The 18748-nt window shown below is 68.6% G+C and carries 16 protein-coding genes; 9 read left to right on the top strand and 7 right to left on the bottom strand.

What is annotated here, in order from left to right; genetic code table 11:
* Positions 1 to 4: 4 nt before the first annotated feature.
* Positions 5 to 1534, bottom strand: a complete 1530-nt coding sequence (locus tag BMW54_RS02735) for a transglycosylase SLT domain-containing protein (RefSeq protein ID WP_090052799.1) — start codon at positions 1532 to 1534, stop codon at positions 5 to 7.
* 136 nt (positions 1535 to 1670) lie between these two features.
* Between BMW54_RS02735 and BMW54_RS02730 the strand changes: the two genes are divergently transcribed.
* The 3 genes from BMW54_RS02730 to greB are packed head-to-tail and all read left to right on the top strand — an operon-like array spanning position 1671 to position 4938.
* Positions 1671 to 3179, top strand: coding sequence for a helicase HerA-like domain-containing protein (locus BMW54_RS02730; protein ID WP_090052797.1), 1509 nt, complete (start codon positions 1671 to 1673; stop codon positions 3177 to 3179).
* Positions 3180 to 3181: 2 nt separating this feature from the next.
* Positions 3182 to 4444, top strand: a complete 1263-nt coding sequence (locus BMW54_RS02725; protein WP_090052795.1) for a DUF4013 domain-containing protein — start codon at positions 3182 to 3184, stop codon at positions 4442 to 4444.
* Complete coding sequence (gene greB / locus BMW54_RS02720) at positions 4441 to 4938, top strand: transcription elongation factor GreB (protein WP_090052793.1); 498 nt, start codon at positions 4441 to 4443, stop codon at positions 4936 to 4938. The genes BMW54_RS02725 and greB overlap by 4 nt, the downstream gene beginning before the upstream one ends.
* Positions 4939 to 4972: 34 nt before the next feature.
* Here greB and BMW54_RS02715 read toward each other — a convergent pair whose 3' ends face one another.
* Positions 4973 to 8524, bottom strand: coding sequence for an ATP-binding protein (locus BMW54_RS02715; protein ID WP_175472739.1), 3552 nt, complete (start codon positions 8522 to 8524; stop codon positions 4973 to 4975).
* 85 nt (positions 8525 to 8609) lie between these two features.
* On the opposite strand from BMW54_RS02715, the gene BMW54_RS02710 reads away from it, so the two are divergent.
* A complete protein-coding gene (locus tag BMW54_RS02710; protein WP_090052789.1) occupies positions 8610 to 9254 on the top strand; it encodes a response regulator in 645 nt (214 codons plus the stop codon).
* Between the two features lie 96 nt (positions 9255 to 9350).
* On the opposite strand, the gene BMW54_RS02705 is transcribed toward BMW54_RS02710, so the two are convergent.
* A complete protein-coding gene (locus BMW54_RS02705; RefSeq protein WP_090052787.1) occupies positions 9351 to 10139 on the bottom strand; it encodes a DUF3025 domain-containing protein in 789 nt (262 codons plus the stop codon).
* Between the two features lie 4 nt (positions 10140 to 10143).
* Positions 10144 to 11460, bottom strand: coding sequence for a 30S ribosomal protein S12 methylthiotransferase RimO (rimO, locus tag BMW54_RS02700; protein ID WP_090052785.1), 1317 nt, complete (start codon positions 11458 to 11460; stop codon positions 10144 to 10146).
* A gap of 136 nt (positions 11461 to 11596) precedes the next feature.
* Here rimO and BMW54_RS18970 point away from each other — a divergent pair, with 136 nt between their 5' ends.
* A complete protein-coding gene (locus tag BMW54_RS18970) occupies positions 11597 to 12268 on the top strand; it encodes a dienelactone hydrolase family protein (RefSeq protein ID WP_254779020.1) in 672 nt (223 codons plus the stop codon).
* Positions 12265 to 12684: an HIT domain-containing protein gene (locus BMW54_RS18965; RefSeq protein WP_254779018.1), complete on the top strand. Its 420-nt coding sequence runs from the start codon at positions 12265 to 12267 to the stop codon at positions 12682 to 12684. The genes BMW54_RS18970 and BMW54_RS18965 overlap by 4 nt, the downstream gene beginning before the upstream one ends.
* A gap of 318 nt (positions 12685 to 13002) precedes the next feature.
* Here BMW54_RS18965 and BMW54_RS02690 read toward each other — a convergent pair whose 3' ends face one another.
* From BMW54_RS02690 to apbC, 3 genes are all read right to left on the bottom strand, one after another.
* Entirely contained in the window at positions 13003 to 13494 is a 492-nt protein-coding gene (locus tag BMW54_RS02690) for a hypothetical protein (RefSeq protein ID WP_090052783.1), read from the bottom strand.
* Between the two features lie 87 nt (positions 13495 to 13581).
* Positions 13582 to 14148: a dCTP deaminase gene (gene dcd, locus BMW54_RS02685; protein ID WP_090052782.1), complete on the bottom strand. Its 567-nt coding sequence runs from the start codon at positions 14146 to 14148 to the stop codon at positions 13582 to 13584.
* A gap of 66 nt (positions 14149 to 14214) precedes the next feature.
* Positions 14215 to 15300 (bottom strand): iron-sulfur cluster carrier protein ApbC, encoded by a 1086-nt coding sequence (gene apbC / locus BMW54_RS02680; RefSeq protein WP_090052780.1) that lies wholly within the window; start codon positions 15298 to 15300, stop codon positions 14215 to 14217.
* 158 nt (positions 15301 to 15458) lie between these two features.
* Between apbC and BMW54_RS02675 the strand changes: the two genes are divergently transcribed.
* From BMW54_RS02675 to rsxB, 3 genes are all read left to right on the top strand, one after another.
* The gene (locus BMW54_RS02675) at positions 15459 to 15905 is read left to right on the top strand and encodes a DUF2147 domain-containing protein (RefSeq protein ID WP_090052778.1); all 447 of its coding nucleotides are present in this window, start codon (positions 15459 to 15461) and stop codon (positions 15903 to 15905) included.
* A 98-nt stretch (positions 15906 to 16003) separates the two neighbouring features.
* Complete coding sequence (gene metG, locus BMW54_RS02670; protein ID WP_090052776.1) at positions 16004 to 18103, top strand: methionine--tRNA ligase; 2100 nt, start codon at positions 16004 to 16006, stop codon at positions 18101 to 18103.
* Positions 18104 to 18128: 25 nt separating this feature from the next.
* Positions 18129 to 18737, top strand: coding sequence for an electron transport complex subunit RsxB (gene rsxB, locus BMW54_RS02665; protein WP_090052774.1), 609 nt, complete (start codon positions 18129 to 18131; stop codon positions 18735 to 18737).
* Positions 18738 to 18748 lie beyond the last annotated feature (11 nt).

Genomic DNA, 18748 nt, shown 5'->3' with positions numbered 1-18748 from the left:
CCTCCTAGCGACACACGGGCACGCGCAGTGCCTGCCCCACCTTGAGCTGGTGGCCCTTGAGGCCGTTCATGCGGGCGATGTCCTCGACGTCGGCGCAATTGCTCTTGCGCGCGATGCTGACGAGCGTGTCGCCGCGGCGAACCGTGTAGCTCTTCGACGCGCTCGACGACGGTTTCGCGGCCGGCGACGGCGACCCGTTCGCCAGCGCGGCCGATGTCGACGCGGGCGGAGGCGGCGCGACGATCTTCACCGCGTTGTGCAGGTCGCTGGCGAGGATCGGCCAGGGGCCGTCCGTGCAGCTGGTGGCATACGCCTTTTCGAGCTGCTTGGGCACTTCCAGCCGCGCGCCCACGGGTTGCGTCACCTGCGGGTCGAGCCGCGGATTGAGGTTCCGAAGCGTACGGAACCAGCCCTGGGGCATGCCCTGCGCCGAACCCAGGCACACCGTCAGCTCGCTGAGCGACGCGGGCCGCTTCAGCACGATCTGGCCGGCTTCGCCGTCCACCTTGGGCCAGGTCAGGTGATAGCTGTCCGGATGCAGGAACAGCCAGGCGGCCGCCAGCACCATCGGCACGTAATCGCGCGTCTCGGCCGACATCTGCCCGTAGATCTGCGGATCGTAGAAGCTCGCACCCGGACTGGTGGCCGCGATGCGACGCATGCGGCCCTCGCCGCCGTTGTACGCGGCGAGCGTGAGTTCGAGGTTGTTGTTGAAGGCGCCGAGCTGTTCGTCGATGTATTCGGCGTTCGCCTGCGCGGCCATCGTGGGATCGAAGCGCTGGTCGAAGCCGTCCGAATTGGACAGGCCGAAGCGCAGGCCGGTCGCGTACATGAACTGGAGCGGGCCCGACGCGCCGGAACGCGACACCGCGTGCACCTTGCCGCCGGACTCCTTCGCCATGATGCCGAAGAGCAGCGCCTCGGGCAGGTCGGCCTTCTTGTACGCCGGCCACATCTTGTAGCGCATCATCTGGTAGTTGACGTAGGCGTCCATGAGGTTCGGGCGCAGCTGCGTCAGCCACATCTCGAGCGCGGCCTTGACCGGACCGTTCATCACCATGAGGTCGGAGAACTGCTGGCCCTTGAGCATCGTGACGCTGCGCTGCGCCTGCGGCAGAGCACCCAGCACCACCGAACCCTGCGCGTCGCCGGGCTGCGCACCCACTTCGGCGCCCTGCTCCGTGTCGTCGGCGTCCTCGCCCTCGATGAAGCTACCGTCCTTCAGACGCAGGAGGCGATCGAACACGGCAGCGAAGCGCTGCTGGTCGCAGCCGGGGGTCAGCGCGCAACGGGCCGACGCGTCCTTGAGCTGATCGAGCGCCTGCTTGCGGCTGCGATCCGCCGCGGGCGTATCGCCCCGGCGGGCCTGGTCGATGGAGGCCTCGTACCCCTTGCTCGCCTGGTTCATCCGGTCGTACAACGCATTCACCTCCGGCGTGGCCTTTCCGGGCCGGGGCGAACCACCGGAGGAAGCGCAACCCGCGAGGATCGCCAGGGGCAGCAGCAGAAGGGAACGCGGGACGCGGACGGGCATGAACTTACTCGGGGTCGGACAATGCGGGCCACGTTACCGCCGGGGGCCTGCGGACTCAAGCGCTACGGCGAAAAAACTCCCGCAACGGCGAGCCGTTGCGTAGACTTGTTCAGCATTTTCTTAAGGACGAAAACTCATGGCGAGCATCCTCGTGGGACGCAACGAAGCGACGGCCGTCGAACTCGATGCCCGCTACGGAAACCGGCACGGCATGATCGCCGGCGCGACCGGCACCGGAAAGTCGGTCAGCCTGATGCTGCTCGCCGAAGGCTTTTCGCGGCTCGGCGTGCCCTGCTTCCTCGCCGATGCCAAGGGCGACCTCGCCGGCCTTTCCCAGGCGGCCGGCGCGCCTTCCGACAAGCTCGCCGCGCGCCTCGCCCGCCTCGGCCTCGCCGACTGGAAGCCGCAGGCGAATCCGGTGATCTTCTGGGACATCTACGGCAAGTCCGGTCACCCCGTGCGGGCCACGGTGTCCGAGATGGGCCCCACGCTGCTCTCGCGCATCCTCGAGCTCAACGACACGCAGGAAGGCGTCATGGAAGTGATCTTCCGCGTCGCCGACGACGAGGGCCTGCTGCTGCTCGATCTGGCGGACCTTCGCGCCATGCTCGGTTTCGCCGCCGATCACGCCAAGGACATCTCCGCGCGCTACGGCCTGATCAGCCCGCAGAGCGTCGCCGCCATACAGCGCTCGCTGCTGAAGCTGGAGCAGGACGGCGCCGACGCCTTCTTCGGCGAGCCGGCGCTGGAGCTGGCCGACCTGATGCGCCAGGACATGAGCGGCCACGGCGTCATCAGCGTGCTGGCGGCCGACACGCTGATCCTCAAGCCACGACTGTATTCGACCTTCCTGCTCTGGCTGCTCTCGGAACTGTTCGAGCAGCTGCCCGAGGTCGGCGATCTCGACGTGCCGAAGATGGTGTTCTTCTTCGACGAAGCGCACCTGCTGTTCGACGACGCCCCCGCGGCACTGCGCCAGCGCGTGGAACAGGTGGTGCGCCTGATCCGCTCCAAGGGCGTCGGCGTCTACTTCTGCTCGCAGAATCCCGACGACGTGCCCGGTGACATCCTCGGCCAGCTCGGCAACCGCGTGCAGCACGCGCTGCGCGCGTTCACGCCGCGCGACCAGAAGGCGGTGAAGGCCGCAGCCGAAACCTTCGCGCGCAATCCGAATCTCGACGTGACGGAAGCCATCGGTACGCTCGGCACCGGCGAGGCGCTCGCGTCCACGCTGGGCGATGGCGGCGTGCCGTCACCGGTGCAGAAGGTGCTCGTGTCCACGCCGACCTGCCGCATCGGTGCGATCACGCCGGACGAACGCGCGACGGTCCGCGCGAGATCGCCGGTCGGCGGCAAGTACGATACGTCGGTCAACCGCGAATCCGCCGAGGAACGCCTCGCCGCGCGCGCGGCGGAAAAGAACACGGCCGACGCGCCTCCCGTGCCGCCGGGGCGCGGATCCGCCACGGGTGCCGACGAGGACGCGGGCTGGGGCGGCGTGGTGCGCGATGCCGTGTTCGGCACGAAACGCCGGCAAGGCATGATCGAGACGATGGCCAAATCCATGGTGCGGACCGCGGGCTCGCGCGTCGGCCAGCAGATCGTGCGCGGCATCCTCGGCAGCATCTTCGGCGGAAAGCGCTGAACATGCCGCGACACGAGCTCGCCGACGCGGCCACGCCATTCGCCGAGCGCGTCCGCACCGGCTGGCGTTATCCGATGCGCGGGGCCGCGCCCTACACGATCGGCGCGATCACGCTGTTCGAGGCGATCGCGTTCCTTCCCATCACCGGCCTGAAGCTGCTGGTGATCGCCATCGGGTGGGTCGCGCTGTACACCTACGCGTTCGAATGCCTTCGGCACACGGCAGACGGCTACGCCGATCCGCCGGAGCTCGCCGTGAACGGCGGCGACGGCACCAGCGTCGCGCTGATCCTCATCCAGCTCACCGGCAACGCCATCGCCGTGCTCGCGCCGATCCTGTTCGGCGTCCCCGGCCTCGCCGTGGCGCTGCTGTTCGCGTTCGTGCTGCCGGTGATCACGATGTCGCTCGCGTTCGACGGCGTGGGCGCCGCGCTGAATCCGCTTACCTGGTTCGAGGCCGTGCGCCGCCTCGGCGCCAGCTATGTCATGCTCTTCGCGATGGTGCTGGCGAGCAGCCTGCTGCAGGCCGCCGCGCAGTACGCGATGGCCGATCACGGCCCGACGTTTTTCGGTACGCTGGGCTATTACGCCGTGGCGAACTACCTCACCTTGTACAACTTCCACCTGATGGGCGCGCTGATCCACCACAAGCACGAAACGCTCGGGTACCGGCCCGCCTCGGTCGAGATCGCGGCGCTCATGGAACCCGACGACGATCAGGCGCTGCTGGCGCACGCCAACCTGATCGCGCGCGACGACGTGCCGGCCGCCACCGACATCCTGACCGAACGCCTGCGCGAAGGTCTCGCGCCCGCCGCGATGCACGCGCGCTACCGCGAACTGCTTCGCGCGCAGGACCGCCTGCCCGAACTGCTGGTGCACGGGCAGATCTGGATCGCCGCCCTCGTCGTCGCGCGCGAAACGCGCCGCGCCCTCGGGGTGGTGCAGGATTGCATCGGCATCGATCCGGCCTTCCTGCCCGACGCGACCGTCACTTGCGGCCCACTGGCCGACACGGCGGCGCACGGCGGCATGACGCGACTGGCGCTGCACCTCGCGGAAGGCTACGTGCGCACGTGGCCGCAGGACATCGGCGCGCCGCACTACGGACTGCTCGCCGCGCGCATGCACGAACGCCTCGGGCAGGCCGACGAAGCGAAGGCCATCGCACGGCGTCTCCTGGCCGAACATCCCGGCCATCCGCTGGGCGTGGATATCGAAGCGTTGCTCGCGAGCCTCGACGGTGCACGCACGGTGGCACCATGAGCCGCTGGCGTCCGCCATCGCCCTCCTCCACGGCGATCATCACGCGCGAAGGATTCGAGCGCCTGAAGGCCGAGCTCGATCATCTTTGGCACACCGTGCGGCCCGAGGTGGTCAAGGCCCTCGCCGCAGCGGCGGCGGAGGGTGATCGCTCCGAGAACGCCGAGTACACGTACCGCAAGAAGCAGCTCGGCGAGATCGATCGCCGCGCGCGCTACCTGAGCAAGCGCATTCCCGTGCTGAAGGTGGTCGAGGCCGCCCCGTCGCAACGCGACGCCGTGTTCTTCGGCGCCACGATGGAGCTGGAGAACGTCGAATCCGGCGAGACGGTGCGCTATCGCATCGTCGGTCCCGACGAGACCGACGCCCGCAAGGGCTGGATCAGCATCGACTCGCCGATGGCCCGCGCGGTACTGAAGAAGCGCATCGACGACGAGTTCGAGGCGGACCTGCCCGGCGGCAGGACGCGGTTCGCCGTGGTCGCCGTCGAGTACTGATCCACACCGACCGTGGGGATGTGCTCCTCCCGCGTCATCGTGCAACCATCCTCCGCGACAGCCGTTCCAGGCCGTCCGCGAACGTCGCGACGTCGGCCGCGAACGCGTCCACCGCCACGAGATCGACCTCGCCGCCGTCCCGCAGCGCAAGTTCCATCCGTTCGCCGCGTTCGCCGACGTCCGAATGGCCGAACACGTTGATACCGCCGAGGATGTGATGGATCCATCCCGCGACCTCGCCGCCATCGGCGCGATCGAGCAGCTCGGGCAACCGCGCAAGCGCCGCGCGCGTCGCTTCCACGCCGGCGCCGATCACGCTGGCGATGTTCTCGTCGGAGCCGAACGCGCGGCGCAGGCGTTCCATGTCGACGGACGGCACATCGTCGCGCACCGGTGTAAGCCAGCGCGTCAGCGCGAGGTGGAACGCGTCGAGCCGGATGGGCTTGCGCAGGAGGTCGTCCATGCCGGCGGCGAGGCAGACCTCGCGTTGATCGGCGCGCGCGTCCGCCGTCATCGCGACGATCGGCAGATGGCGCCCGGTGCCGGCTTCACGCCGGCGCACCTCGCGCGCGAGCTCGTAACCGTCCATGCGCGGCATGTGGCAATCGACGAGCAGCAGGTCGTATGCCTTTTCGTCCAGGGCTTCCAGCGCGGCGACGCCGTCGTCGACGATGTCGCACTGGAAGCCGCGCATCGCCAGCTGCACGCGCACCAGCTCCTGGTTCACCGGATGGTCCTCGGCGAGGAGGATGCGCGCCGGGTGCGGCGCGTGCACGGGCGGCGTCACGTCCAGTGCCTCGGGCTGGCGTGGCACGCTCGCGGCATCGGCCACGGGAAGCTCCAGTGTCACGGTCACCGACGTGCCCCGCCCCGGCTCGCTTTCGATGGCGATATGACCGCCCATGCGCTCGATCAGGCGCCGCGCGATGCTCAGGCCCAGTCCGGTGCCGCCGAAGCGGCGCGTGGTGGACGATTCGGCCTGGCTGAACGGCGCGAAGACGTGGCGCAGCTTGGCCGCGTGGATGCCGATGCCCGTGTCGGCGACCACGATGCGGACGCGCTGGCGCCCGCCATGTCGCTCGTCCACGTGGACACCCACACGCACCTCGCCCGAGGCGGTGAACTTGATCGCGTTGCCGAGCAGGTTGAGCAGCACCTGGCGCAGGCGGCCGTCGTCGACGATCACGGCCGGCGCGAGCGCCGCGTCGATGTCGCTGCGCAGCGCCAGGCCCTTCGCCTCCGCCTGCGCCTCCATGATGGCGATCGCCCCCTCGACGATCGCCCGGGGATCGGCGGGCTGCGGATCGAGCGCGAGGTGACCGGCCTCGATCTTCGAGAAGTCGAGCACGTCGTCGAGGATGTGCAGCAGCGCTTCGGCGGAATGCTCGATGGTGGAGACCATCTTGCGCTGCCGGGCGTCGAGCGGCGTGCGCTCGAGCACGTCGAGCAGACCGATCACGCCGTTCATCGGCGTGCGGATCTCGTGGCTGATCGTCGCGAGGAAGTCGCTCTTCGCGCGTGTCGCCGCTTCGGCTTCGTCGCGCGCATGCGCGACGCCACGCGAGGCGAGTTCCTGCGTCGTCACGTCGACCCAGTAGCCGTTCCAGCGCACGCTGCCGTCGGCGGCGGCCAGTGGCACGGCGTCGGAACTGAGGTAACGCACGCGTCCGCCGACCTGCGCCCGCACGGTCACGTGCAGCGGCGTGAGCTCGCGCGCCGAGCGCTCGAACGCGTCGCGAAGCCGCTCGCGATCGTCGTCGGCGACAGGCGCCAGCATCGTCGCGTCGCCCGCGAGCAGCGTGCCGGGCTCCAGGCCCAGGATGCTCAGCGGATCGCCGCCGACATAGGTCATCGTGTAGGCGCCATCGGTACCGCGCACCGCCTCGTAGACGACGGCGGGCACGTGCGCGGTCACCTCTGCGAGGCGCCGCTCGGTGCGTTCGCGCCGCCGGGTCTCGCGGCGGAGGTTCAGATAGGCGTAGCTGATCGCCACGAGCGAAATCAGCAGCACGAGCACGAAGGGAAGGACGCGGCCAGCCACTTCGCGCCAGGTCGGGCCCACGACGTAGTGCGCGGCGAACCACGTGTTGCGGATTTCCTGCTGGCGATGGGTGGAGAGGTTCACCAGCACACGGTTGATCAGCGGCAGCAGCGGCGCGAGGTCGCGACGGACACCGATCGCGATGGCTTCGGTGTCGCCGGTCGGCGCGGCGACCTTCAGCTGTCCGAGGAAGGCCTCGCGTATGTGGTAGTCCACGGAGGCGAGGTTGCCGACGAACGCGTCGCCCTCGCCCGCCGCGAGGCGACGCATGCCTTCGAACTCCGTATCGACCGGAATCACATGCACACCCGGAACGCGAGCGAGCAGGCGCCGGATGGGCTCGCGCGTGACGTTGCCGAGCACCCGCTTGCCCGACAGGTCGTCGCTGCCGGCGATGGTGGGCGCGCCTTCGCGCGTCACGATCATGATCGGGAAATCGAGATAGGGGACGCTCGGTTCGAGGAACGGCGAGGTCGCGCTCTGCGGGTTGTTGATGGCCGCGACGAGGTCGACGTCGCCCTTGCGCACGCGCTCGACGGTGCCCGACCAGTTCTCGCTGGGTACCTGCGTCAGCCGCAAGCCGAGCTCGGCGGCGATCTCGCGCACGTAGTCGAGCGCCAGTCCCTCGGCCTCGCCCTGCCCCGACAGCAGGCTGAAGGGGGCGTAGCTCGGGTCGACGCCGAGGCGCAGCGGCGGCAACGCCTTCAGGTAAGCCTTTTCCTTCTCGCTGAGCGGAATGTCCGTTTCGCGCGGGCGAGGAGCGATCTCGCGTCCGACCCAGCGAGCGCGCAGACGCCCGTGGTCGGCGGCCGTCAGTTCGCGCAGCGCGTGGTCGATCGCATCGCCCAGCGGCGCGGCGTTCGCGGGCACGGCGAAGGCCAGCGCGCTGATCGGCAGCGCCAGCGGCGCCCCGACCCGCAGCTCCTGTTCCAGACCCGCGCGCGAGACGAACTCGCGTGCCGAAAACGGGTTGTCGATGTAGGCCGTGACGTCTCCCGAACGTACGAGGGCAAGGGCGTCCGCCGTGGAGTGGGTCTCCACCAGCGTCGTTTCCGGCAATTCCCGGCGCAGTGCCGCGAGGTCGAAGTAGCCCGTGTGTACGGCGAGGCGCTTGCCGCGCAGGTCGCCCGGCCGATGGATGATCGGCGCGTCGGCGCGCTCCACGAGCGATGGCAGGGATTCGAAGTAGGTGGCGCCGATGCGGATGCCCGGCATCCCGGCCTCCAGCGGCGTGACGGAGGTCGCCACGTCGATTTCCCCCCGGGCGAGGCCCGCCAGCAGCTCGGGCCAGGTCGCGTAGACCCGCGTCTGCAGCGTCACGCCCAGCTCTCCCGCGATCTGGCGCAGGTAGTCCGGGCCCAGGCCCTCCAGTTCCCCGTCGCGCAGCTCCTCGAACGGTGGATAGCCCTCGCGGTAGGCGCCGACGGTCAGCACCGGATGGTGACGAAGCCATTCGACGTCCGCACGCGGGAGCGGCGTCTCAGGCGCGGCCGCGACGGGCAGCGCGAGGGTCGTCAGAATTAACAGCAGGATGCGTCGGATCACGTCGTGGGCTTCGTAAGGGAAAGCTTCGTGGGCATAATCGGGCGGAGTACGCTGGTCCGCAAACGCAGTAAGGAGAACACGAGGCATGCCATCCAAGGCACTCAGGGTCATTCTGGCCGACGATCATCCGCTGGTTCTCGTCGGCGGCGCGCTGGCGCTGCAGAACGCCAACATCGACGTGGTCGGCAAGGCGAAGGCCGCGGACGAGCTCCTGGCCCTGCTGGCCGATCGCGAGTGCGACGTCGTCATTACGGATTTTCTCATGCCGAGCGACCGTCAGGACGACGGATTCGCCCTGCTCGACACCATCGTGAAGCAGTACCCGAACCTCGCGGTCGTGGTGCTGACGATGATCAACCGCCCGGCCGCCCTGCAGTCCATGCTCAATCGCGGCGTGCTGGGCATCGTCGACAAACGCGCGCCGATGGACGAACTGGCCACCGCGGCGCGTGCCGTGGTCGACGGAGAGACGTACCTCAGCGAGACCCTGCTCGACATCCTCAACGAGGCCGACGAGGTCTCCGAGGCCATGCCCGGCGCCGCGCTGTCGCCGCGCGAGACCGAGGTGATCCGCCAGTTCGTCGCCGGTCGTTCGCTGCAGCAGATCGCCGATAGCGAGGGCAAGTCGGTCAAGACCATCAGCCGGCAGAAGCGCGACGCGATGCGCAAGCTCGGCGTCGACCACGACAGCCTGCTGGGCGACTACGTGCGCGATCACGGGCTGGTCTGACGGGTCGGGCCGATCGGCTCCCACCGGTCGGCCGAAAGCCTTGCCTACCGAAGGGGTGGGAGCCGATCGTATCGGCGATGGGTGCTCGCCTCACCGCTACAGCGGCGCGGGATACACCCGCCCCGCGCGCAGCGGCTGGAAACAGGGTGCCGTGGTGTAGAACGCCTCGTCGCCGGTGTCCGGATGCCAGCCGGGCACGCCCGACACCGGCAGCGGCCGCAGCTCGAGCGGATCGTTGAGGATGGCGCCCGAGGCGATCGCCTCCGCGCATCGTGCCAGCGCATCGCCCTGCCCCATCACCACGAGCGCCTTGCCGACGAGAAGCTTGCCCGGCGTGAGCGCGTGCTCGAGCAGCGCGTGGCCGAACACCTCCACGCGCGCGTCGCCACGCAGCCACGCGTCGCGGAAAGTCCAGAACAACGCGTGCCAGTCGTGGGTGTCCCACGCCGCCAGCATCGCCGGATCGCGCAGGCTCACCACCATCCCGGCCTCGTCGAAATGCGTGAGCGCGCATTGCGGACGCGAACGCTCGCGCGGGCCCATGATCGCGATCTCGGCGACCTGCCGCGCGTTCAGCGCGCGCTTGAGCGGCCCGTGCCGCAGCCACACGAACGCGTTGAAGAGGTCGTGCCAGTTGCGCGGCCGCGTGGCGATCGCACCGCGTTTCGCGATGCGCTCCTCGTAATGCAGTCCGTCGGCGAGCAGCGCCTTGTCCTGCGTCACGAAACGATGGCGCGACTCGCCGCTCCAGCACGCGTTGAGCGCGTCGACATCCGGCCACGCGTCGCCTTCGACGAAGGCCGCGTAGCCGGACCAGTGCGACAGCGGCGGCGACGCGAGGACGCGCCGGTCGAGCGCCTCGCGGGTCGGCGCCACGTAGCGCATGGGATCAGGCCAGGCGGCCGTAAAGATCGTGGGCGTCGGCGTCTTCGACGACCACGTCGACGAACTGGCCGGGCTTCAGCAGCTGACCGTCGTCGATGCGCACGGCGCCGTCGATTTCCGGCGCGTCGGCGCTTGAGCGTCCCCATGCGCCATCCGCGTCGATCTCGTCGACCAGCACCTTGATCGTGCGCCCGACCTTGCGCTGCAGTTTCGCGGCGGAGATCTCCGCCTGCACCGCCATGAACTGCTCGAGGCGATCTTCCTTCAGTTCCTCGTCGATCTGCCCCGGAAGGTCGTTCGCCTTCGCACCGTCCACCGGCGAATAGGCGAACGCGCCGACGCGATCGAGCTCCGCCTCGCGGAGGAAGTCGAGCAGTTCCTGGAACTCCTGGTCCGTCTCGCCGGGGAAGCCGACGATGAAGGTGCTGCGGATCGTGAGGTCCGGCACCTGGCGGCGCCAGTTCTGCACGCGCTCGAGTGTCTTGTCGACGTTCCCCGGGCGCTTCATCAGCTTGAGGATGCGCGGGCTCGCGTGCTGGAACGGGATGTCGAGGTACGGCAGGATCCTGCCATCCGCCATGAGCGGCATGATCTCGTCGACGTGCGGATATGGGTAGACGTAGTGCAGGCGCGTCCACGCGCCGAGCTCGGACAGGCCTTCGCAGAGCTCGGTCATGCGCGTGCGATACGCCTTCTCGCGCCACGTGTGTTCGGCGTAGCGGACGTCGACGCCGTAGGCGCTGGTGTCCTGCGAGATCACGAGCAGCTCCTTCACCCCGCCGCGAACGAGGCGCTCGGCTTCCATCAGCACCTGGTCGACCGGGCGGCTGACGAGATCGCCGCGCATCGACGGGATGATGCAGAAGCTGCAACGGTGGTTGCAGCCTTCCGAAATCTTCAGATACGCGTAGTGCTTCGGCGTGAGCTTGACGCCCGTGTCCGGCACGAGGTCGAGGAACTTGTTGCGCGTGGGCGGGATCGCCGTGTGCACGGCGCTCATCACGCTCGCGTAATCCTGCGGACCGCTGATCGCCAGCACGTCGGGGTAGCTTTCGCGGATCAGCTCCTGGCGCTTGCCGAGGCAGCCGGTGACGATCACCTTGCCGTTCTCGTGCAGCGCCTCGCCGATCGCGTCGAGCGATTCCTGCACCGCCGAATCGATGAAGCCACAGGTGTTGACCACGACGGCGTCGGCCTCGCCATAGCTCGGCACGATCTCGTAGCCCTCGACCTTGAGCTGCGTGAGGATGCGTTCGGAGTCGACGAGCGCCTTCGGACAGCCGAGGCTGACGAAACCGACTTTGGGAGCGGCCTGGGACATTGCCGTGGGTACCGGGGAGGGGAAACCGCGCATTATAGCCGGTCGGGCCGGTCGGGGCCGGCGAGGCGTCCGTAAGACCACCGACAGCCTCGTCCGGTTACCCTTGTCGGACTTTTTCCCCACACGGAGTTTCCCCATGGGTCGCACCCTGAATCTCGATACCTCCCGGCCGCACGAAGACATGGACGCGTACCTCGCCGAGCCGGCCGGCACGCCCCGGGGCGGCATCGTGGTGATCCAGGAGATCTTCGGCGTCAACGCGCACATCCGCAGCGTCGCCGACCGCTTCGCCGCCGAGGGCTACGTCGCCATCGCTCCGGCCCTGTTCGACCCGATCGAGAAAGGCGTCGAGACGGGCTACGACCAGGAGGGCATGACCAAGGGCCTGAAATGCGTGGCCGAACTCGGGCTGCGTCGCCCCACGGACGACAGCGTCATCGCCGCGAAGTACCTGGCGGACAACTACAAGGTGAAGGTCGGAACCGTCGGATACTGCTGGGGCGGCACCGTCGCCATGCTGGCCGCGCTCCGTCACGGCCTGCCCTCGGCGAGCTACTACGGGTCGCGCAACGTGCCGTTCCTGACCGAGCCGGCGAAGGCCAACGTGATCTTCCACTTCGGCGAGCGCGACCATTCGATCCCGCCGGAGATGGTGGAAAAGCACCGCGAGCTGAAGCCGGAGATGGACACCTGGGTCTACCCCGCCGACCACGGTTTCAATTGCGACGTGCGCGCCAGCTACGACGAACCGAGCGCGAAGCTGGCCTGGGAACGCACCCTGGCGTTCTTCGCCCGCGAGCTCGCGTGAGCGCTCCGTTCGACCTCGATCCGCGACTCGCCGGCGACACCCTCGTCGTCGGCGACCTCGCGTTGTGCCGCGTCCTTTTGATGCGCGACGCGCGTTTCGCGTGGCTCGTTCTTGTGCCTCGTCGGCACGGGCTGGTGGAGATCGCCGACCTGCCGGCCGACGATCGCGCCCGGCTCTGGCGGGAAGTGGACGAAGCGGCGGCGGCGCTTCGTGCGTCAGCCCCGTGCGACAAGCTCAACGTGGGCGCGCTGGGCAACATCGTCCGGCAGCTGCACGTGCATGTCGTCGCCCGTCGCGAAGGCGATGCGGCGTGGCCGGGGCCCGTGTGGGGCTCAGGGACCGCGGAGCCTTATGCGGACGGTGTGGCGGAGCGGCTCGTGGAAGCTTTGCGCGCTGGATTGGGTATCGAGGCCTGAGCCGTGCGCTTTCGCGGTGGGCCCGCTGCGCGGGATCGCCGATACGATCGGCTCCCACCCCTTCGGTAGGTGGCTTGTCGCGAGGGTGACGCTGCGCGGGGTCGCCGATGCGATCGGCTCCCGCCTTCGGTCGGTGGTTTGCCGCAGGCCTGCTACCGGAGGGTGGGAGCCGATCGTATCGGCGATACGGTGCGGAGCCGGGCGTCGCAGGGCCTGAAACGACCGAACCCTGCCGCGGCATCCTCGCTCGGGCCTGTGGCCTTCGCGAGAAGATGTCGCGAGCAGGGCTCGCTCCTACAGAAGCGCTTGCGCGCTTTCTTACTGCTGCGTCTGCGGGTCGTAAGCGCCGCTCGAGGCTTCCTTACCCTGCATGCGATCCGGCAGCGCCGCCTTGTGCGGGGTGTCTTCCAGCTGGCGGGCGTTCTCTTCCACCGCGTTCAGCCGCACGAGCTCGCCCTTCTTGTCGTAGTACACGGTGAAGCCGTAATCCAGCTGCATGCGGGCCATGAAGCCGAGGTGGTTGTCGCGAATCTTCGAGTCGTCGCTCGGCAGCACCAGGACCGTCTTCGGCAGCTTGCCCTGGTCCTTCAGGTAGGCGAAGTGGCTGCCCGTGTCGGCGGCGGAAAGCACGGCGCCGTCGACCAGGAACTGGCCGCTCTTGTACGCCTTGATCGTGTAGTCGAACTGGCCCTGCGTCGCCATCGCGGGGTCGGACTTCGAGGCGCCACGGTGGCAGCCGGCGAGCACCAGCATGCTGGCGAGGAGGATCGCCGCGGCGGCGCGGGCCATCAGGGTGGGAACTCGGATCATGCGGTGTCTCCGTGGATCGGGTGAGGCGTGGAAAGGGGCGAGTCTACCGCGTGGACGTGTCGCGCGCGGCGGAGACGTGAAGGCCGTTCAGGTGCTCGGCAGCGTGACGCCGCGCTGGCCCTGGTACTTGCCGCCACGGTCGGCGTACGACACTTCGCACTCCTCATCGGACTCGAGGAAGAGCATCTGCGCCACGCCCTCGTTGGCGTAGATCTTCGCGGGCAGCGGCGTCGTGTTCGAGAACTCGAGCGTGACGTGGCCTTCCCATTCCGGCTCGAGCGGCGTCACGTTCACGATGATGCCGCAACGCGCGTATGTGCTCTTGCCGAGGCAGATCGTCAGCACCTTGCGCGGGATGCGGAAGTATTCGACGGTGCGCGCCAGCGCGAACGAATTCGGCGGGATGATGCAGACATCGGACTTGATGTCGACGAAGCTGCGTTCGTCGAACGCCTTCGGGTCGACGATCGTCGAGTTGATGTTGGTGAACACCTTGAACTCGTCGGCGCAGCGGACGTCGTAGCCGTAGCTGGACGTGCCGTACGACACGAGCCGGTGGCCGTCGCGCTCCTTGACCTGGCCGGGGGCGAACGGCTCGATCATGCCGTGCTGCTCGGCCATGCGGCGGATCCACTTGTCGGACTTGATGCTCACTTGGGTCTCCCTCGCTGGAGCCGGAAAGGTATAGGAACGTCGGCGAACGTGCCAGCCGGCGTGTGCTTACGTGTTCTGGATGACGATCTTGGGGAACGAAATCGCCTTGTTGCGGGCCTGCAGCGACAGTTTCGCCGCCGTGTGCCGGGCGATCGAACGGTAGCGCGCCGCGAGGTCGGACTCCGGCATCGCGACGACGGTCGGATTGCCCTGGTCGGCCTGCTCGCGGATGCGGATGTCGAGCGGCAGGTCGCCGAGGTACGCGATGCCCGCGTCCGCCGCCATGCGCGCGCCGCCGCCCTGACCGAAGATGTGCTCCTCGTGCCCGCAGTTCGAGCAGATGTGGGTCGCCATGTTCTCGACCACGCCGAGCACGGGCACCTCCACCTTGCGGAACATGCCCAGCGCCTTGCGGGCGTCGAGCAGCGCGATGTCCTGCGGCGTCGTGACGATGACGGCGCCCGACACCGGGACTTTCTGCGACAACGTGAGCTGGATGTCGCCCGTGCCGGGCGGCAGGTCGATGATCAGGTAGTCGAGGTCGTCCCAGCGCGTGTCGTTGAGCAGCTGCATCAGCGCCTGGGTGACCATGGGGCCGCGCCAGATCATCGGCGTGTCCTCTTCGATGAGGACGCCGATCGACATGGCCTGCAGACCGTGCGCCCGCATCGGCTCGATGCTCTTGCCGTCCGGCGACGCGGGCTTGCCGCTGAGGCCGAGCATGCGCTGCTGGCTCGGGCCATAGATGTCGGCATCGAGGATGCCCACCTTCGCACCTTCGGCGGCCAGCGCCAGCGCGAGGTTCACCGAGAGCGTCGACTTGCCGACGCCGCCCTTGCCCGAGGCGACGGCGACGATGTTCTTGACGCCCGGCTGCGGCGCCAGCTGGCCCTGCACCTTGTGCGCGTGGACGCGCCAGCTCACGGAGACCGCGGCGGCGGCGATGGCCGGATCGGCTTCGAGCGCGGCCTGTGCCTCGGCGGCGGCCTGTTCGACGTAACCGGCAGCCGGGTAGCCGAGCTGGATGTCGACCGACACACGGTCGCCGTCCACGCCCACGGCGCGCACGGCGGCGCCGAGCGGCTGGCCCGAATGGGGATCGAGGACGCGGTCGAGGATGCCGCGGACGAGGGTTTCGCTGGCCTGGGTCATGGGGGGCGTAAGGAAAATCGAAGATCGCCCATTATGCCACCTCAACCTTCCATCGCCTTGCGGAAAGCGGACGGCGGTCTGGCGCATTGCAGCTTGACGCCCGCCCCGCCGCTCGTCAGGCTCCGGCCGTACCTGACCGTATGGGGAACGCGACGCCTATGAAGCACCTGATCCGTACCACCCTCGCCCTCGCACTGACCGCGAGCGCCCTCCCCGCCCTGGCCGACAGCACCACGCCGGTCGGCAAGTGGAAGACCATCGACGACAAGACCCACGAGGTGAAGTCGATCGTCGAGATCACCGAGAACGGCGGGCTGCTGGAGGGCAAGGTGCTCCAGGTGCTCAAGTCGGATCACGGCCCGCATCCGAAGTGCACCGAGTGCTCGGGCGAGCGCAAGGACAAGCCCATCGAAGGCATGACCATCATGTGGGGCCTGAAGAAGGACGGCGACGAGTGGTCCGGCGGCCAGATCCTCGATCCGGCCAAGGGCAAGATCTACAAGGTCACGATCAAGCTGGAGGACGGCGGCAAGAAGCTGGACGTCCACGGCTACATCGGCTTCTCGCTCATCGGCCGCAGCCAGGAGTGGGTGCGGGCGGAATAAGCCCCAGTCCCGCGGGACCGACGCGGGCCGCCCGAACGGCGGCCCGGCGCCGGCCGGCCATGCCATAATCCGCGGTCCATAAGCCGACCGTGCGAATCATGGCCCGCCGCATCCTCGTCACCAACGCCCTTCCCTACGCCAACGGCCCGCTCCACCTGGGCCACATGCTCGGCTACATCCAGGCCGATATCTGGGCGCGCGCGCAGCGAATGCAGGGCAACGAGGTGTGGTACGTCGCCGGCGAGGACGCCCACGGCACGCCGATCATGCTCGCGGCCGAAAAGGTCGGAAAGTCGCCCGAAGACTACATCGCGGGGATCCGCGCCGGTCACGAGGCCGACTTCACCGACTTCCACTTCAGCTACGACCAGTACCACACCACGCACTCGCCCGAGAACCAGGATCTCGCGACGGCGATCTACACGCGCCTGCGCGACGCCGGGTACATCGCCCGCCGCGACATCCAGCAGCTGTACGATCCCGAGCGCGACATGTTCCTGCCGGACCGCTACATCAAGGGCACCTGCCCGAACTGCGGCACGCCCGACCAGTACGGCGACAACTGCGAGAACTGCGGCGCCACCTACGCGCCGACCGACCTCGTCAATCCGTACTCGGTGATGTCGGGTGCCACGCCCGTCCTGCGCGATTCGGAGCACTACTTCTTCGAGCTCGGCAAGTTCGAGACCCTGCTGCGCGACTGGTTCGCCGGCAAGCTGACGAACGGCAAGCCGGTCGCGAACAGCGGCGTGTCCGCCAAGCTCGCGGAGTGGCTCGACGGTGGACTGCGCGACTGGGACATCTCGCGCGACGCGCCGTATTTCGGGTTCCCGATCCCCGACGCGCCGGGCAAGTTCTTCTACGTGTGGCTCGACGCGCCCGTCGGCTACCTCGCCTCGTTCAAGGCCCTGTGCGAGCGCACGGGCCTGCGCTTCGACGATTTCCTCGGCACCGACAGCACCGCCGAGATGCACCACTTCGTCGGCAAGGACATCATCAACTTCCACGGCCTGTTCTGGCCGGCGATGCTGCACGGCGCGGGCATGCGCACGCCCACCGCGCTGCACGTCAACGGGTACCTCACCGTCAACGGCGCGAAGATGTCGAAATCGCGCGGCACGTTCATCCAGGCCCGCACGTACCTCGACGCGGGGCTCGATCCGGAAGCGCTGCGCTACTACTTCGCCACCATGCTCGGGCCTCAGCCGGTCGACGTCGACCTCGACCTGAAGTCGTTCGAGGAGCGCGTCAACTCGCACCTCGTGGGCAAGTGGGCGAACATCGCCAGCCGCACCGCCGGTTTCCTGCACACGCACTTCGGCGGCACGCTCGCCAACCGTTTCGACGTCGAGGCGACCGCGCTCTGGAAGGAGCTGCTCGCGCAGTACGACGGCATCGAGGCGGTGTACGAGGCGGACGAGTTCGCCGAGGTCTCGCGCCGGTTCGTCGCCATGGCCGACGCCGTCAACGGCTACATCGCCGCGAAGGCGCCGTGGGTGATCGCCAAGGACGAGGCCCGCCGCGACGAGCTGCAGCAGGTGTGCACGTTCGCCATCAACGCGTTCCGGCTGCTCTCGGGCCTGCTCAAGCCGATCCTGCCGATCACGGTCGCCGCCGCCGAGGCCTTCCTCGCGGCGCCGATCACCGGCTTCGACGACGCGCGCCGCGAACTCTTCGGCCATACCGTCAACGCGTTCTCGCCGCTGTTCGGCCGCCTCGATCCGAAGAAGATCGACGCCATGGTCGACGCGTCGAAGGAATCCCTCTCGCCGGCGGAACAGGCCAAAGCCGTCGCCGCGGAAAACAAACCCTCCAAGAAAGCCAAAGAAGCACCGAAGCCGATGACCGACGCCACGACCGACACCGCCACCATTTCCATCGACGACTTCGCGAAGCTCGACCTGCGCGTCGGCAAGGTGGTCGCCTGCGAGTTCGTCGAAGGCTCCGACAAGCTGCTGCGCTTCGAACTCGATGCCGGTCCGCTCGGCACGCGCCAGATCTTCTCGGGCATCCGCGCCGCCTATGGCGAGCCGGAGAAGCTTGTCGGCCGCAACGTCGTCTTCATCGCCAACCTCGCCCCGCGCAAGATGCGTTTCGGCATCTCGGAAGGCATGGTGCTGTCGGCCGGCGACGGCGGCAGCGACCTGTTCCTGCTCGATGCCGACCAGGGCGCGGCGCCGGGCGCGACCGTCCGCTGATTCCCCTCCCCGGCACGCGCCAGCCATGACGCCAACGCTCGCCGACCGCATCGACGACCTGCTGCCGCAGACGCAGTGCGAGCAATGCGGTTTCCACGGGTGCCGCCCGTATGCGGAGGCGATCGCCGCCGGCGAGGCGGCGATCGACCGCTGTCCGCCCGGCGGCGCGCTCGGCATCGCCCGGCTGGCCGCGCTGCTCGGCCGTCCGGCGATACCGCTCGATACCTCGCGCGGCGTCGAAAAACCGCGCACGCTCGCGCGCGTCGTTGAAGCCGACTGCATCGGCTGCACGAAGTGCATCCAGGTCTGCCCCGTCGACGCGATCGTCGGCGCGTCGAAGCAGATGCACACGGTGATCGCCGATCTCTGTACCGGCTGCGAGCTCTGCGTGCCCGCCTGCCCCGTCGACTGCATCGCGCTCGACCCGATGCCGCTGGCGCAGGCCGGCGACAAGGCGCACGCCGACGCCGCGCGCACGCGCTTCCAGCGTCGCGAGCGCCGCCTCGCCCACGATCGCGAACAACGCGAACGCCAGCTGGCCGCCAGCAAGGCCGACGTCGCGGCGCCGACCGCGCGAAACGCCGTACTCGAAGCGCTCGCGCGGGCGAAAGCGAAGAAGAAGGATCCGACGTGAAGAAGGCCGAC

It is taken from the genome of Luteibacter sp. 329MFSha (assembly GCF_900111665.1).
Taxonomy (GTDB): Bacteria; Pseudomonadota; Gammaproteobacteria; order Xanthomonadales; family Rhodanobacteraceae; genus Luteibacter.
This window is presented reverse-complemented; position numbering and strand designations above follow the sequence as displayed.